Source organism: Amycolatopsis dongchuanensis (assembly GCF_039542405.1).
Taxonomy (GTDB): Bacteria; Actinomycetota; Actinomycetes; order Mycobacteriales; family Pseudonocardiaceae; genus Amycolatopsis_E; species Amycolatopsis_E sacchari.
Genome location: NZ_BAABIB010000145.1, coordinates 1 through 13763 on the forward strand (window position 1 = coordinate 1; position 13763 = coordinate 13763).

Annotated in this window: 15 protein-coding genes; 9 read left to right on the forward strand and 6 right to left on the reverse strand. The window is 70.0% G+C overall.

Annotated elements, in window-relative coordinates; all coding sequences use genetic code 11:
* Positions 1–58 precede the first annotated feature (58 nt).
* Genes ABFX51_RS34250 through ABFX51_RS34260 form a run of 3 tightly spaced genes read right to left on the reverse strand, consistent with a single transcriptional unit; the run spans position 59 to position 3011 of the window.
* Positions 59–1204: an Mrp/NBP35 family ATP-binding protein gene (locus tag ABFX51_RS34250; protein WP_091511781.1), complete on the reverse strand. Its 1146-nt coding sequence runs from the start codon at positions 1202–1204 to the stop codon at positions 59–61.
* Positions 1205–1213: 9 nt separating this feature from the next.
* Entirely contained in the window at positions 1214–1726 is a 513-nt protein-coding gene (locus ABFX51_RS34255) for a DUF1003 domain-containing protein (RefSeq protein WP_091511783.1), read from the reverse strand.
* A complete protein-coding gene (locus ABFX51_RS34260; RefSeq protein ID WP_091511785.1) occupies positions 1719–3011 on the reverse strand; it encodes a magnesium transporter MgtE N-terminal domain-containing protein in 1293 nt (430 codons plus the stop codon). Before ABFX51_RS34260 ends, ABFX51_RS34255 begins: the two co-directional genes overlap by 8 nt.
* A gap of 300 nt (positions 3012–3311) precedes the next feature.
* Between ABFX51_RS34260 and ABFX51_RS34265 the strand changes: the two genes are divergently transcribed.
* The 8 genes from ABFX51_RS34265 (at position 3312) to ABFX51_RS34300 (ending at position 9952) form a co-directional block, all read left to right on the forward strand.
* Positions 3312–4154, forward strand: coding sequence for a slipin family protein (locus ABFX51_RS34265; protein ID WP_091511787.1), 843 nt, complete (start codon positions 3312–3314; stop codon positions 4152–4154).
* Between the two features lie 92 nt (positions 4155–4246).
* Positions 4247–4783 carry a YflT domain-containing protein gene (locus ABFX51_RS34270; protein ID WP_091511789.1) on the forward strand — a complete coding sequence of 179 codons (537 nt, stop codon included), beginning with the start codon at positions 4247–4249 and terminating at the stop codon, positions 4781–4783.
* A gap of 124 nt (positions 4784–4907) precedes the next feature.
* Positions 4908–6203, forward strand: a complete 1296-nt coding sequence (locus ABFX51_RS34275; protein ID WP_091511792.1) for an ABC transporter substrate-binding protein — start codon at positions 4908–4910, stop codon at positions 6201–6203.
* Positions 6200–7150, forward strand: a complete 951-nt coding sequence (locus ABFX51_RS34280) for an ABC transporter permease subunit (protein ID WP_091511794.1) — start codon at positions 6200–6202, stop codon at positions 7148–7150. The genes ABFX51_RS34275 and ABFX51_RS34280 overlap by 4 nt, the downstream gene beginning before the upstream one ends.
* Entirely contained in the window at positions 7150–7992 is an 843-nt protein-coding gene (locus ABFX51_RS34285; protein WP_091511797.1) for a carbohydrate ABC transporter permease, read from the forward strand. Before ABFX51_RS34280 ends, ABFX51_RS34285 begins: the two co-directional genes overlap by 1 nt.
* A gap of 5 nt (positions 7993–7997) precedes the next feature.
* Positions 7998–9188 (forward strand): ABC transporter ATP-binding protein, encoded by a 1191-nt coding sequence (locus ABFX51_RS34290; RefSeq protein ID WP_091511799.1) that lies wholly within the window; start codon positions 7998–8000, stop codon positions 9186–9188.
* 37 nt (positions 9189–9225) lie between these two features.
* Positions 9226–9534: a toxin-antitoxin system HicB family antitoxin gene (locus tag ABFX51_RS34295; protein ID WP_091511801.1), complete on the forward strand. Its 309-nt coding sequence runs from the start codon at positions 9226–9228 to the stop codon at positions 9532–9534.
* Positions 9518–9952 carry a type II toxin-antitoxin system VapC family toxin gene (locus ABFX51_RS34300; protein WP_091511803.1) on the forward strand — a complete coding sequence of 145 codons (435 nt, stop codon included), beginning with the start codon at positions 9518–9520 and terminating at the stop codon, positions 9950–9952. Before ABFX51_RS34295 ends, ABFX51_RS34300 begins: the two co-directional genes overlap by 17 nt.
* Positions 9953–9958: 6 nt before the next feature.
* On the opposite strand, the gene ABFX51_RS34305 is transcribed toward ABFX51_RS34300, so the two are convergent.
* Positions 9959–10624: a TetR/AcrR family transcriptional regulator gene (locus ABFX51_RS34305; RefSeq protein ID WP_342743518.1), complete on the reverse strand. Its 666-nt coding sequence runs from the start codon at positions 10622–10624 to the stop codon at positions 9959–9961.
* A gap of 101 nt (positions 10625–10725) precedes the next feature.
* Here ABFX51_RS34305 and ABFX51_RS34310 point away from each other — a divergent pair, with 101 nt between their 5' ends.
* On the forward strand, positions 10726–12228 hold the full coding sequence (locus tag ABFX51_RS34310; RefSeq protein ID WP_091511808.1) for an MFS transporter: 1503 nt from the start codon (positions 10726–10728) through the stop codon (positions 12226–12228).
* Positions 12229–12257: 29 nt separating this feature from the next.
* Here the strand turns inward: ABFX51_RS34310 and ABFX51_RS34315 are convergent, their stop codons facing one another.
* Together ABFX51_RS34315 and ABFX51_RS34320 are read right to left on the reverse strand one after the other, a co-directional pair.
* Complete coding sequence (locus ABFX51_RS34315; protein WP_346056246.1) at positions 12258–13106, reverse strand: chromosome partitioning protein ParB; 849 nt, start codon at positions 13104–13106, stop codon at positions 12258–12260.
* Complete coding sequence (locus ABFX51_RS34320; protein ID WP_346056247.1) at positions 13103–13759, reverse strand: metallophosphoesterase family protein; 657 nt, start codon at positions 13757–13759, stop codon at positions 13103–13105. Before ABFX51_RS34320 ends, ABFX51_RS34315 begins: the two co-directional genes overlap by 4 nt.
* Positions 13760–13763: the final 4 nt, after the last annotated feature.

The window sequence follows — 13763 nt, forward strand, 5'->3', positions numbered from 1 at the left end:
CACCCTCGGAGCCGCCATCACCTGCTACAAGAAACTCACCAAGTGAGACAAGCTCTAACTACCGGCCTTTTGGTGTCACGTTCAGCATCATGCCTGCCAGGCCGCGTGCCCTGACGGAGAGTTGCTTCGCGACGTCCTTGAGGACCTGGGCGGCCGGGGCTTCCGGCTCGGCCAGGACGATGGGGGTGCCCGCATCGCCCTGTTCGCGGAGGCGGGGGTCGAGCGGGACCTGGCCCAGCAGCGGGACCTTGGCGCCCGTCGACTTGGAGAGGGAGTCCGCGACCGTCTGGCCGCCGCCGGAGCCGAAGATCTCCATGCGGGTGCCGTCCGGGGTTTCGAGCCACGACATGTTCTCGATGACGCCCGCCAGGCGCTGCCGGGTCTGCATCGCGATCGCGCCGGCGCGTTCGGCGACCTCGGCCGCCGCCTGCTGCGGGGTCGTCACCACGAGGATTTCGGCGTTCGGGATCAGCTGCGCGACCGAGATCGCGATGTCACCCGTGCCGGGCGGCAGGTCCAGCAGCAGGACGTCCAGGTCACCCCAGAACACGTCCGCCAGGAACTGCTGCAGCGCGCGGTGCAGCATCGGCCCGCGCCAGACCACCGGGGTGTTGCCGGGGGTGAACATGCCGATCGAGATGACCTTCACGCCGTGCGCCTGCGGCGGCATGATCATCGTGTCGACCTTGGTCGGCTTCTCGGTCGCGCCCAGCATGCGCGGCACCGAATGGCCGTAGATGTCCGCGTCGACCACGCCGACCGACAGGCCGCGCTCCGCCATCGCGACCGCGAGGTTCACCGTCACGCTCGACTTGCCCACCCCGCCCTTGCCGGACGCGACGCAGTACACCCGCGTCAGCGAGCCCGGCTGCGCGAACGGGATCACCGGCTCCGCCGCGTCGCCCCGCAGGGACTTCCGCAGCTCGGTCCGCTGCTCGTCGCTCATGACGTCGAGTTCGACCCGCACGTCCCGCACCCCGTCGAGCTTGCCGACGGCCTTCGTCGTGTCGCGGGTGATCGTGTCCTTCAGCGGACAGCCCGCGACCGTCAGGTACACCGAGACCGTGACGACCCCGTCGTCCCCGACGACGACGTCCTTGACCATGCCCAGATCGGTGATCGGCTTCTTGATCTCCGGGTCGTAGACGTCCTTCAGCGCGGCGCGGACGTCCTCGACGCTGGGGCTCTGCTGCGTGCTGGTCATACCCCCATGCTACGGACGGGTAATGGGTTCCGAACGGCTGCCTTTGGTTTTGCGCGGCTTGGTGTTCAGGTCCTCGCGGAGCTTGTCGAGCTCGCCGCGCAGGTAGTCGCGCGTGGCGACCTCGCCGATGGCCAGCCGCAGCGCCGCCAGTTCGCGTGCCAGGTACTCCGTGTCGGCCTTCGTCTGCGCTGCCCGGTTGCGGTCCTCCTCCAGCGACACGCGGTCACGGTCGTCCTGCCGGTTCTGCGCGAGCAGGATCAACGGCGCCGCGTACGCCGCCTGCGTGGAGAACGCCAGGTTGAGCAGGATGAACGGGTACGGGTCCCAGCGCAGCGCGGCCGCGCCCAGGTTGACGCCGATCCACACCACGACGATGAGGGTCTGCCAGAACAGGTACTTACCGGTGCCCAGGAACCGGGCCAGCCGCTCGGAAATCCGGCCGAACGCGTCCGGGTCGATCGAGATGACCCGGCGGGCCGCGCGCGGCTGGTCCAGCCGCCGCCTCGGGAGCAGTTCAGGCACGCTCCACCTCCTCCTTGTTGGTGACGTCGTGCAGCCCGGTCTCGCGCCAGCCCTCGGGCAGCAGGTGGTCGAGCACGTCGTCGACGGTGACGGCCCCCAGCAGGTGGTCCTGCTCGTCGACGACCGGCCCGCAGGCCAGGTTGTACGCCGCGAAGTAGCGGGTCACCTCCGCGAGCGGCGCGCTGGGCCGCAGCGCGGGCAGGTCGGTGTCGACCGCGCTCGCGACGATCTCCGCCGGCGGTTCCCGCAGCAGCCGCTGGAAGTGCACGACGCCCACGTACCGCCCGGTCGGGGTGGCCGTCGGCGGGCGGCACACGAAGACCATCGTGGCGAGCGCGGCGGGCAGGTCGGCGTTGCGGATGTGGGCGAGTGCCTCCGCGACCGTGGTGTCCGGGGTGAGGACGACGGGCTCGGGCGTCATGAGCCCGCCCGCGGTGTCGGAGGAGTAGGCGAGCAGGCGTCGGACCGGTTCCGACTCCTCCGGCTCCATCAGTTCCAGCAGGCGGCTCTGGTCGGCGGGGGCGAGTTCGGCGAGCAGGTCGGCGGCGTCGTCGGGGTTCATCGCTTCGAGGATGTCGGCGGCGCGTTCCTCCGACAGGTGCTGCAGCAGCTCCTTCTGGTCCTCCTCGGGCAGCTCCTCCAGCACGTCGGCGAGCCGCTCGTCGTCCATCGAGTCGGCGACCTCGTGCCTGCGTTTCGTCGGCAGGTCCCGCACGGTCGCGGCGATGTCGACGGCACGCATCGTGTCGAACAGCATCAGCAGCTGCCCGGCGCCCTGCGGTTGCCCGGCGAGGTCGGTGAGGCCGAGCCCGGCGACGTCACCCCACGCCACGACCTGCAGCGACGAGCGCCGGCGGCCGAGCCCGAGCCGGCCGGTGCGCTCGCGGACGGCGAGCTTGACCAGCACCCAGTCGCGCGTGCGGACGGGCTCCATCGCGGCGTCGACGACGGTGACGCGGGTGCCGTTCTCACGCAGGTGCGCGTGGGCGTCGGTGAGCTGCCCGAGGACGAGGACCTCGTTGGGGCGCTGGTGGAAGCGGCGCATGTTGACCGAGCCGGTGGCGAGCGTGACGGCGTTCGGGTCGATCGAGGTGACCCGCAGCATCGGCACGAACACGCGGCGGCGGGTGGACAGCTCGACGACGAGCCCGAGCACCCGCGGCGGCTGCTGGTCCAGCCGCAGCCCGACGACGAGGTCCCTGACCTTCCCGATGGACTCGCCGTCCGGCCCGAACACGGGCAGACCGGCCAGCTGAGCGGCGAAAACCCTGTTCACGGGGGACACGCGCCCAGGCTAGCGGGAGTCGGAACCCGCCGCCCACCTCGCGATCCGGGCGGATCACGTGGAGGAGGGCAGACGCACCGAAATGGTCCAAAGTGGACCCGGGATTCCGTTGGTGTGGCACGGTATCCGGCACGTCCTCGTGCCCGACCATGCCGTGTGGACAGTGCGGCGGCCGCCACCGGCCCACGCGCCTGCCGCGGTGCCTCCCCGGTGGGCCCGGAACAGCTCCCAGAACGCGGGGTCCAACGGGCTGTGATGGAGGTAACATCGGAGGAAGGGTCCGCTTCCCGGGGAGCTGCCATGCTGGTGGAACTCGTCTCCGCGATAGCCGTCGCCGGCATCGCCTGGTTCGGTGCGAGCGTCCGGGTCGTCAAGCAGTACGAACGCGGGCTGGTCTTCCGCTTCGGCCGGGTGCGGCCGCAGGTGCGGGAGCCGGGCCTGGCGATGCTGCTGCCGATCGCCGACCGGATGCAGAAGGTGAACATGCAGATCGTGACCCTGCCGGTGCCCGCGCAGGAGGGCATCACGCGGGACAACGTCACGGTCCGGGTCGACGCGGTCGTGTACTTCAAGGTCATCGACCCGATCGTCGCGGCGGTGAACGTGCAGGACTACCGCTTCGCCGTCGGGCAGGTCGCGCAGACGTCGCTGCGCTCGATCATCGGCAAGAGCGACCTCGACGACCTGCTGTCGAACCGGGAGCGGCTCAACCAGGGCCTGGAGCTGATGATCGACAGCCCGGCACTGGACTGGGGCGTGCACATCGACCGGGTCGAGATCAAGGACGTCGCCCTGCCCGAGTCGATGAAGCGCTCGATGTCGCGGCAGGCCGAGGCCGAGCGGGAACGCCGGGCGCGCGTCATCTCCGCCGACGGCGAGCTGCAGGCCTCGACGAAGCTGGCGCAGGCCGCCGCCGCGATGTCGGACACCCCGTCCGCGCTGCAGCTGCGGCTGCTGGAGACCGTGGTGCAGGTGTCGGCGGAGAAGAACTCGACGCTCGTGCTGCCCTTCCCCGTGGAGCTGCTCCGCTTCGTCGACCAGTTCAACCGCACCGCCGAAACCGGGCGCAAGCCGGCCCCGGAACCGCCGAACGGGCAGGCCGCGCCCGTGCCGCGCCTCCCGGAGGACGACCAGCCGGGGTAAAAATCGCGCGAACGGCTCACCCGGTGCCGGGTTCGCGTGGTTTCCTGGGCCTTGGCAGGATTGGAAGCCCGTCCGCGACGACAGCACAGGTGATGACCGTGACCGGCCCGTTCAACCCGTCCGGCCGCCCCGCACAGGGACTGCCCCGGATGCCGACCCCGCCCAGCGGCTGGCCCATCGGCTCCTACGCCACCTACGAAGAGGCGCAGCGCGCGGTCGAGCACCTCGCGGACAACGACTTCGCCGTCGAGGACGTGACGATCGTCGGCGTCGACCTGATGCTCGTCGAGCGCGTCATCGGCAGGCTGTCGTGGGGCAAGGTGCTGGGCACCGGCGCGGTGTCGGGCGCCTGGTTCGGCCTCTTCGTGGGCATCCTGCTGGGCCTGTTCAGCGGCGGCGGCCCCGGCATCCACTACCAGCCGATCCTCGTCGGCCTGATCTCCGGCATGTTCTTCGGCGTGGTGTTCGCGGCCATCTCCTACGCCTCCACCCGGGGCCGCCGCGACTTCTCCTCCGCCAGCCAGCTCGTCGCCGGGCGGTACGACGTGCTGTGCCAGCCGCGCAACGCCGAGCGGGGCCGCGACCTCCTCGCGAAGCTCGCCATGCGTCCATCCGGGTCAACGAGCTAAAGCATTGCTCAAGTTGCTTGCGGCTGATCATCTCCCGGCATAGGTTGAGTCCCCACCGATCCACAGGCACGTCGTAGTGCGGGTGCGGTCTCCCGCCGGCGTGCGCGTCGGGTAAGGAGGCCTGATGGGGAAGGGCAGGAGGCGGATCGCGGCGCTGGGCGCCGGGGTGCTCGCCGCCGGCGTGCTGACCGCGTGCGGTTCCGAGCAGGGCACCACGATCAACCTGTACTACGCGCCGGAGGACACCTTCCAGAGCGTGGTGGACAACTGCAACGCGCAGGCCGCGGGCCGCTACCACATCGTCTACAACAAGCTCCCGCGTGGCGCGGACGACCAGCGCCAGCAGATGGTGCGCAGGCTCGCCGCCGGGGACACCGGGCTCGACATCCTGGGCCTGGACGTGACGTGGGTGCCGGAGTTCGCCGAGGCGGGCTGGGCCGAGGAGTGGACGGGGGAGAACAAGGCGGCGGCCACCGCCGGTGTCCTACCCGGACCGCTGGAAACCGCCACGTGGAACGGAAAACTGTACGCGGCGACGAAGAACACCAACGTCCAGCTGCTGTGGTACGACGACCGGATCACGCCGCAGCCGCCCCAGACGTGGGACCAGATGATGGCGCAGGCGCGGCAGCTCAAGTCACAGGGCAAGCCCGGCAACGTCCTGTTCACCGGCGCCCAGTACGAGGGCCTCGTCGTCATCTACAACACGCTCGTCGAGTCCGCGGGCGGCCACATCCTCTCCGACGACGGCAAGTCCGTCGTGATGGACGCGGGCGCGGTCAAGGCGCTGGAGATCCTCAAGCAGGTCACGTCCACGGGCATCACCGACCCGTCGCTGACGAACCAGAAGGAGGACGACGTCCGCCAGGCCTTCCAGCGCGGCAACGGCGCCTTCGAGCTGAACTGGCCGTTCGTCTACGCCTCCTTCGCCAAGGAGGACCCGCAGAACCTGGCGCACTTCAAGTGGTCGACGTACCCGGCGGTGTCGCCCGGCCAGCCGGCGAAGACCACGATCGGCGGTTACGACCTCGCGGTCAGCCCGTACTCGAAGCACAAGCCGGAGGCGTTCGAAGCCGCGCTTTGCCTGCGCAACAAGGACAACCAGAAGTTCTCCGCGCTCAAGGACGGCGTGCCGCCGACGCTGGAGTCGCTCTACAGCGACACCACGCCGCTCGACCCGAGCAAGCCGGTCGACGCGAAGAACAACCCGAGCATGCAGACCACCTACCCGATGAGCGAGTCGATCCTGACCGCGGTGAAGAACGCGGCGGTGCGCCCGCTGACCCCGGCGTACCAGAGCCTGTCCACGGTGATCTCGAAGGTGCTGTCGCCGCCGTCCGCCATCGATCCACAACGGACCGCCGACGAGCTGCGCAGCCAGCTTTCCGATGCTCTGCAGTCGAAAGGGGTGATCCCGTGAGTTCCGCTGTGACAGAGCCCGTCAGGACCGGTGCGGAGACCGGGAAGAAGGGCAAGCCGGTGCTCAGCGAGGGCAAGAAGGCGGAGCGGCGGCTGGGGCTGTTGTTGTGCGCCCCCGCGGCGATCGTGATGGTGCTGGTGACCGCCTACCCGATCGGCTACTCGATCTGGTTGTCGCTCCAGCGCTACGACCTCCGCTTCCCGGCACAGCGCTCCTTCGTCGGGTTCGCCAACTACGCCGCCGTGCTGTCCAATTCGTACTGGTGGACCGCGTTCGGCGTGACGATGCTGATCACGGTGCTGTCGGTCGTGATCGAGCTCGTGCTGGGCATGCTGCTCGCGCTGATCATGCACCGCACGCTCGTCGGCCGCGGTCTGGTGCGGACGGTTTCGCTGATCCCGTACGGCATCGTGACCGTGGTGGCCGCGTTCTCGTGGTACTACGCGTGGACGCCGGACACGGGCTACCTGGCGAACCTGCTGGCGCCGGATTCGGCTCCGCTGACCCAGTTCCTGCCGTCGTTGTTCATCATCGTGCTGGCCGAGGTGTGGAAGACGACGCCGTTCATGGCGCTGCTGCTGATGGCCGGGCTGGCGCTGGTGCCGGACGACCTGCTCAAGGCCGCCGCGATGGACGGGGCGAACGCCTGGCAGCGGTTCATCAAGGTCATGGTCCCGGTGATGAAGCCGGCCATCCTGGTGGCGCTGCTGTTCCGCACGCTCGACGCGTTCCGCATCTTCGACAACATCTTCGTGCTGACGTCCGGCGCCAACGACACGTCGTCGGTGTCCATGCAGACGTACAACAACCTGCTCAAGGGCCTGAACCTGGGCATCGGCTCGACGATGGCCGTGCTGATCTTCATCACGGTCGCGCTGATCGCGTTCATCTTCGTCAAGCTGTTCGGCACCGCCGCGCCCGGCTCGGACACGGGAGGTAAGCGCTGATGGTCATGCAGGGGGCGATCACCCCGGGCCGCAAGCTGAAGTGGACGCTCATCGACATCGTCGTCGTGGTCTACGCGCTGGTGCCGGTGCTGTGGATCCTGTCGCTGTCGTTCAAGACGAAGGACACCCTCGACGACGGGAAGTTCATCCCGCGGTCGTGGACCCTGCAGAACTACGCCGACATCTTCCAGACCAACGACTTCCTCCGCGCGCTGCTCAACTCGGTGGGCATCGCGCTCATCGCGACGGCGATCGCGGTGGTGTTCGGGACGATGGCCGCCTACGCGATCGCGCGGCTGGACTTCCCCGGGAAGCGCTTCCTGGTGGGGGTCTCGCTGCTGATCGCGATGTTCCCGCAGGTGTCGCTGGTGACGCCGCTGTTCAACATCGAGCGGACGCTCGGGTTGTTCGACACCTGGCTCGGCCTGATCGTCCCGTACATCACCTTCGCGCTGCCGCTGGCGATCTACACGCTGTCGGCGTTCTTCCGCGAGATCCCGTGGGAGCTGGAGAAGGCGGCGAAGATGGACGGGGCGACCCCGGCGCAGGCGTTCCGCCGGGTCATCGCGCCGCTGGCCGCGCCGGGCGTGTTCACGACGGCGATCCTGGTGTTCATCTTCTGCTGGAACGACTTCCTGTTCGCCATCTCGCTGACGTCGACGAACGCGTCGCGCACCGTCCCGGCGGCGCTGTCGTTCTTCACCGGTGCCTCGCAGTTCGAGGACCCGACGGGGACGATCTCGGCTGCGGCCGTGGTGATCACCGTGCCCATCATCCTGTTCGTGTTGTTCTTCCAGCGCCGCATCGTGGCGGGGCTGACCTCCGGTGCCGTGAAGGGGTAGGCGCAATGGCTGAGATCGTGCTGGACAAGGTGAGCAAGCGCTATCCCGACGGCGCGCTCGCGGTGTCCGAAGTGGACCTGACGGTCGCGGACGGCGAGTTCATCATCCTCGTCGGCCCGTCCGGGTGCGGGAAGTCGACGACGCTGAACATGGTGGCGGGGCTGGAGGACATCTCCTCCGGTGAGCTGCGCATCGACGGCCGGCGGATGAACGAGCGCGCGCCGAAGGACCGCGACATCGCGATGGTGTTCCAGTCCTACGCGCTGTACCCGCACATGACGGTGCGGGAGAACATGGCGTTCCCGCTGCGGCTGGCGAAGGTGCCCGACGCGACGGTGCGCCAGAAGGTCGAGGAGGCCGCGGAGATCCTGGACCTGACCCAGCACCTGGACCGCAAGCCGGCGAACCTGTCCGGCGGGCAGCGGCAGCGGGTGGCGATGGGCCGCGCGATCGTGCGCAGCCCCAAGGCGTTCCTGATGGACGAGCCGCTGTCCAACCTGGACGCGAAGCTGCGCGGGCAGATGCGCACGTCGGTGTCGAAGCTGCAGCGCCGGCTGGGCACGACGACGCTGTACGTGACGCACGACCAGACGGAGGCCATGACGCTGGGCGACCGGGTCGTGGTGCTGCGGGCCGGGTACGTGCAGCAGATCGGGAGCCCGCAGTTCCTCTACGAGCACCCGGCGAACCTGTTCGTGGCCGGGTTCATCGGCTCGCCGTCGATGAACTTCGTGCCCGCCGCGCTCGCGGACGGGCAGCTCAAGAGCCCGCTCGGCTCGTTCGCGCTGCCGGACAGGGTGCGGCGGCTGGCGGAGGCGGCGAACGCCCCGCGTGACGTGATCATGGGTGTGCGGCCGGAGCACTTCGAGGACGCCTCGCTGGTCGACGAGTCGGCCCGGCAGCGTGGCGTGACGTTCAGCGCGCACGTGGACGTGCTGGAGTCGATGGGCTCGGAGAAGTACGCGTACTTCACGGTCGAGGGCGAGCTGGCCTCGGCGGCCGAGCTGGCCGAGCTGGCGGCGGACGCCGGTGCCGACGACGTCCCCGGCGGTGGCGGCGGCACGCAGCTGGTCACGCGCCTGTCCGCCGCGTCGCGGATCACCGAGGGCGGCCAGGCCGAGGTCTGGTTCGACACCACGAAGGTGCAGCTGTTCGACCCGTCGTCCGGGGCGAACCTCACCTACGAGGAGGAATGACCGGGCGTTGTGCATGCATGCCTGCTAGCATGAAGGCATGAGTCAGGTGACCTGGCGTGCCGAGGAGGAGCTGGTGCGGCGTGTCCAGCTCGCCGCCAAGCAGCAGGGGAAGAGCATGAACGAATACCTGACGCAGGTGCTGGACGCCGCGACCGATCCGGAGCTGGCCGGGGACGAGGCCGAGCGGGTCCGGGAGCGGCTGCGCCGCGCCGGGCTGCTGTGGGAGGGAGGCACGCCGCGGTCCCGGCCCGATCCGGCGGCGGTCGCCAGAGCCCGTGCCGCGGCCGGGCGCGGCGCCGCTCTGTCGGACCTCGTCGCCGAGGGCCGCGGTGACGACCTTCGCTGATTCCTCCGCGCTGGTGAAGATCTACGCGGACGAACCGGGGCACGAGTACGTCCGCTCGTCGCCGGTGCTGGTGGTCTCGCAGCTCGCGCGCGTCGAGGTGCCCGCGGCGTTGTGGCGCAAGCAGCGGATGGGCGAGCTGACCGTCGAGGAGACGTCTGTGCTCATCGCGGAGTTCGAGGCGGACTTCTACGGCACGTGGGACGGGCCGGGCCGGTTCGCCGTCGTGCCGGTGTCCGACCTGGTGCTGGAGACCGCCGCCCGGCTCACCGGGGTGCACGGCCTGCGGGGTTACGACGCCGCGCAGTTGGCGAGTGCCCAGCTGGCGGCGTCCGCGGACCGGGACTGCCGCACCTTCGCCGCGACGGACAAGGCGCTGCGGGCCGCCGCGGCGGGCGAGGGTTTCACGCTGCTGCCCTGACGGGCCTCAGCGGCACCAGTTGTCCATGATGTCGCGCACCTTGAGGATGTCCAGCGCGGGCAGCGGGAGCGGCGCGGGCGTGCAGGGGTTGGCGCGCAGGCTGTCGAACAGCAGTGCCGCGTACCGGCGCCACAGGTCGGGGGCGAGCTGGTGGGTGTACTCCGCCACGCCGCCGATCATCTTGAACAGCATCGGCAGGTCCTCGGGCTGGAAGTCCGCGCGGAGCTGACCGGACTTCTTCGCCCGGCAGATCAGCTCGTTGGCCAGCGGGAGGAGCCGGTCGCGTGCCTCGGCGACCTTGTCGTGCCCGAACGCCGTGCTCAACATCACGTCGTGCAGCCCGCGGTCCTCCGCGATGAGCGTGCACGCCTCCCACAGGAAGTCGACCAGCGCCTGCCAGGCGTCCGGCTTGTCCATCGACTCCGCGATCAGCCTGCCGATGCCTTCGAGCCGGTCGGCGAACATCGCGTCGATCAGGTGTTCCTTGTTGGGGAACCGCCGGTAGACCGTGCCGACGCCGAGGCCGGCGTGTGCCGCGACCTCGTCGAGGGTCGCCTCGAACCCGCGCTCGCGGAAGACCTCGCGGGCGCTGGCGATGATGCGCTGCCGGTTGCGTTCGGCGTCGCGCCTGAGCGGCCGCTTCGTTGCGGTCCGCGCTGTGTCCCGCGTCATGCTGCCCATTCTACTCCGGAAGTCGAGGTAGCTCCTCCACTTCCTGTACGGTGGATCTGGAAGGGGAGGCTTCCACTCCACATCTAGTTTAGGGGACCAGTATGACTGACTCGTCCACGGTGGTCGCCGGGTACAGAACCGGCGGCGCCACGACAGAGGACCCGCACCACGCCCGACGCTGGCTGATCCTGGTGGTCATCGCGCTGGCGCAGCTGATGGTGGTGCTCGACGCGACCATCGTGAACATCGCGCTGCCCAGCGCCCAGCAGGACCTCGGCTTCTCCAGCGACGCACGCCAGTGGGTGGTGACAGCCTACGCGCTCGCGTTCGGCAGCCTGCTGCTGCTCGGTGGCCGCGTCGCCGACCTGTTCGGCCGCAAGTACGCGCTCCTGATCGGGCTCAGCGGGTTCGCGGTGGCGTCCGTCGTCGGCGGGGCCGCGGCCAACTTCGAGATGCTCGTCATCGCCCGCGCGGCGCAGGGCGTGTTCGGCGCGCTGCTCGCGCCGGCCGCGCTTTCGCTGCTGACCACGACGTTCACCGACGTCAAGGAACGCGGCAGGGCGTTCGGCATCTTCGGGGCGATCGCCGGCGGGGGTGCCGCGATCGGCCTGCTGCTCGGGGGTGTGCTCACCGAGTACCTGGACTGGCGCTGGTGCATGTTCGTGAACATCATCATCGCCGTCATCGCGCTCTTCGGCGGGCTGACGCTGCTGCGCCACCGCCCGTCGGAGCACCGGCCGAAGCTCGACATCCCGGGCACGCTGTCGGCGTCCGCCGGCCTGTTCGCCGTGGTGTACGGCTTCTCGAACGCCGAGACCCACGACTGGTCCTCCGCCACGGTGTGGGGCTTCCTGGTCGCGGGTGTCGCGCTGCTGGGCCTGTTCGTCGTGCTGCAGACCCGGGTCTCGCACCCGCTGCTGCCGCTGCGCGTCGTGCTGGACCGCAACCGCGGCGGTGCCTACCTCGCCGTGTTCATGCTCGGCATCGGGATGTTCGGCATCTTCCTGTTCCTGACCTACTACCTGCAGCAGAACCTGGGCTTCTCGCCGATCATGTCGGGACTGGCGTTCCTGCCGATGGTCGGCACGCTGATGATCAGCGCCACCACGGCGACCGCGATGCTGCTGCCGCGGTTCGGGCCGAGGCCGCTAGTCGCGCTCGGCATGCTCATCGCCGGTGGCGGCATGTTCTGGTTCAGCGGCATCGACACCAGCAGCACCTACGCCAGCGGCGTGCTGTTCCCGTTGCTGGTCACCGGGGTCGGCATCGGCCTGTCGATGGCGCCGTCGATGAACGTGGCCACCATGGGCGTGGACCGGCACGACGCCGGTGTCGCCTCCGCGACGGTGAACACCGCGCAGCAGATCGGTGGTTCGATCGGCACCGCGCTGCTCAGCTCGATCGCGTCGGGTGCGGTCACCTCGTTCGTCGCGGGCAGGCAGCTGACCCCGCAGCTGGCGGCCGAGGCCGCGATCCACAGCTACAGCACGGCGTTCACGTGGTCCGCGGTGATCTTCGTGGCCGGCGCGGTGATCTGCGGGCTGCTGCTCAAGCCGGGGGTGGCTGAGCAGCAGGGTGAGTCCACCGCCGCCATCCACATGTGACGAGGGGGTGGTCCCGCCGGCACGGTTTTTCAGTGCCGGCGGGACCGCAACGCGTCGATCACCTCGTCGTCCCAGCGGTGGGTGCGGATCAGGCGGTAGCGCTCGGCGGCCACCCACATGTAGGCCTCGGCCTCCGGGCGCTCGCCGATCAGGTCCGCCTGCCGCAGCATCTCCACCACCGGCTGGTATTCGTCCGTGTACCACCGGTTCGCCACCGTCGCGCGGTCGAGGAACGTGCCCTCGTCCTGCATCAGCCGGAAGCCCCAAGCCTCGACGTGCTCGCCCAGCATCGCGTAGTGCCACGGGTCCGACAGCACGATGGACGCCCGCGCCTGCCCGGTCAGCGGTACCCGCTCCAGGAACAGCCGCCGGTAGTCCTTGACGATCAGATCGCCGCGGTAGCGGATGCCGCCGGGCGAGAGCTTCGTCCTCACCTCGGTCACGTACGCGTCTATTGTGGACAGACCCATCGCGAGCGCCACGGACACCCGGTGGTGCCCGTCGATGATGAAGTGCAGGTCGCCCACGCGGTAGATCTCGATGGGCGGCAGCGCCTCGCCACGCCGCGCGGCGAGCGCCAGCCGTTCCCAGCGCTCCCGCACCCGGCCCGAGGTGGGCCGGAACCGGCGGTCGAAGTCGTGCCCGCGGTCCACGCTGCCGACGATCGAGTCGAGCTTGATCACCCGCAGCCCGACGCGCCGCTCGCTGACGTACCCGAGCGCCTCCACCACCTCGTCGAACGGCAGCGTGATGTTGACGTCGTCGGGCTCGCGGCGCAGCCGGTTCGCCAGCCGCGACAGCACCTGCCGCCTGCGGGCCCGCAGGAAGTCGTGCTCGGCGTCGGCACGGGGGAAACCGGTGTCCCTGGCGGGGGTCATACGCGCACCTCGTCGAGCTCGAGAACGTGGGCGCCCACGACGTTGCGCACCCTCGTGCCGCCGAGCCGGTGCTCGGGCAGGTGCTCGCCGTAGGGGTGGATGTGCCCGTGCAGCAACCACTTCGGCCGCAGCCGCTCTACCGTCCACAACAGACAGTCGAAGCCTTGGTGGGGGAGGTCCTCGCGGTCGCCGACACCGCGGGGCGGGGCGTGCGTGAGCAGGACGTCCACGCCGCGCCCGTCCCGGCGGCGACGGCGTTCGGCGGCCCGCACCAGGCGCCGCGCGCGGCGGGTCTGCTGGGCCTGCGTCCACTGGTTGGGGCCGCCGCTGTAGCGGACCGAGCCGCCGAGCCCGGCGATGCGCAGCCCGGCGACGTCGACCACCCGCCCGTCGGCGTTCACCGCGCCGGGCGGCCCCGGCCACTGCTGCGGGAACCCGGCGCGCGTCCACAGCCCGCCGGAGCGGCGGAAGCCGGTGAGGTCCGGGTCGTGGTTGCCCGGCACGAACACGCACGGCCGGTCGACGGCGTCGGCGAGGAAGGCCAGGTAGTCGAACGGCAGATCGCCCGCCCCCAGGACGAGACCGACCTCGGCGCGGACCCCGCAGGTCCACCACCGCTCATCGACCTCATCCGCGACAACGAGGGCGCGCATGCCT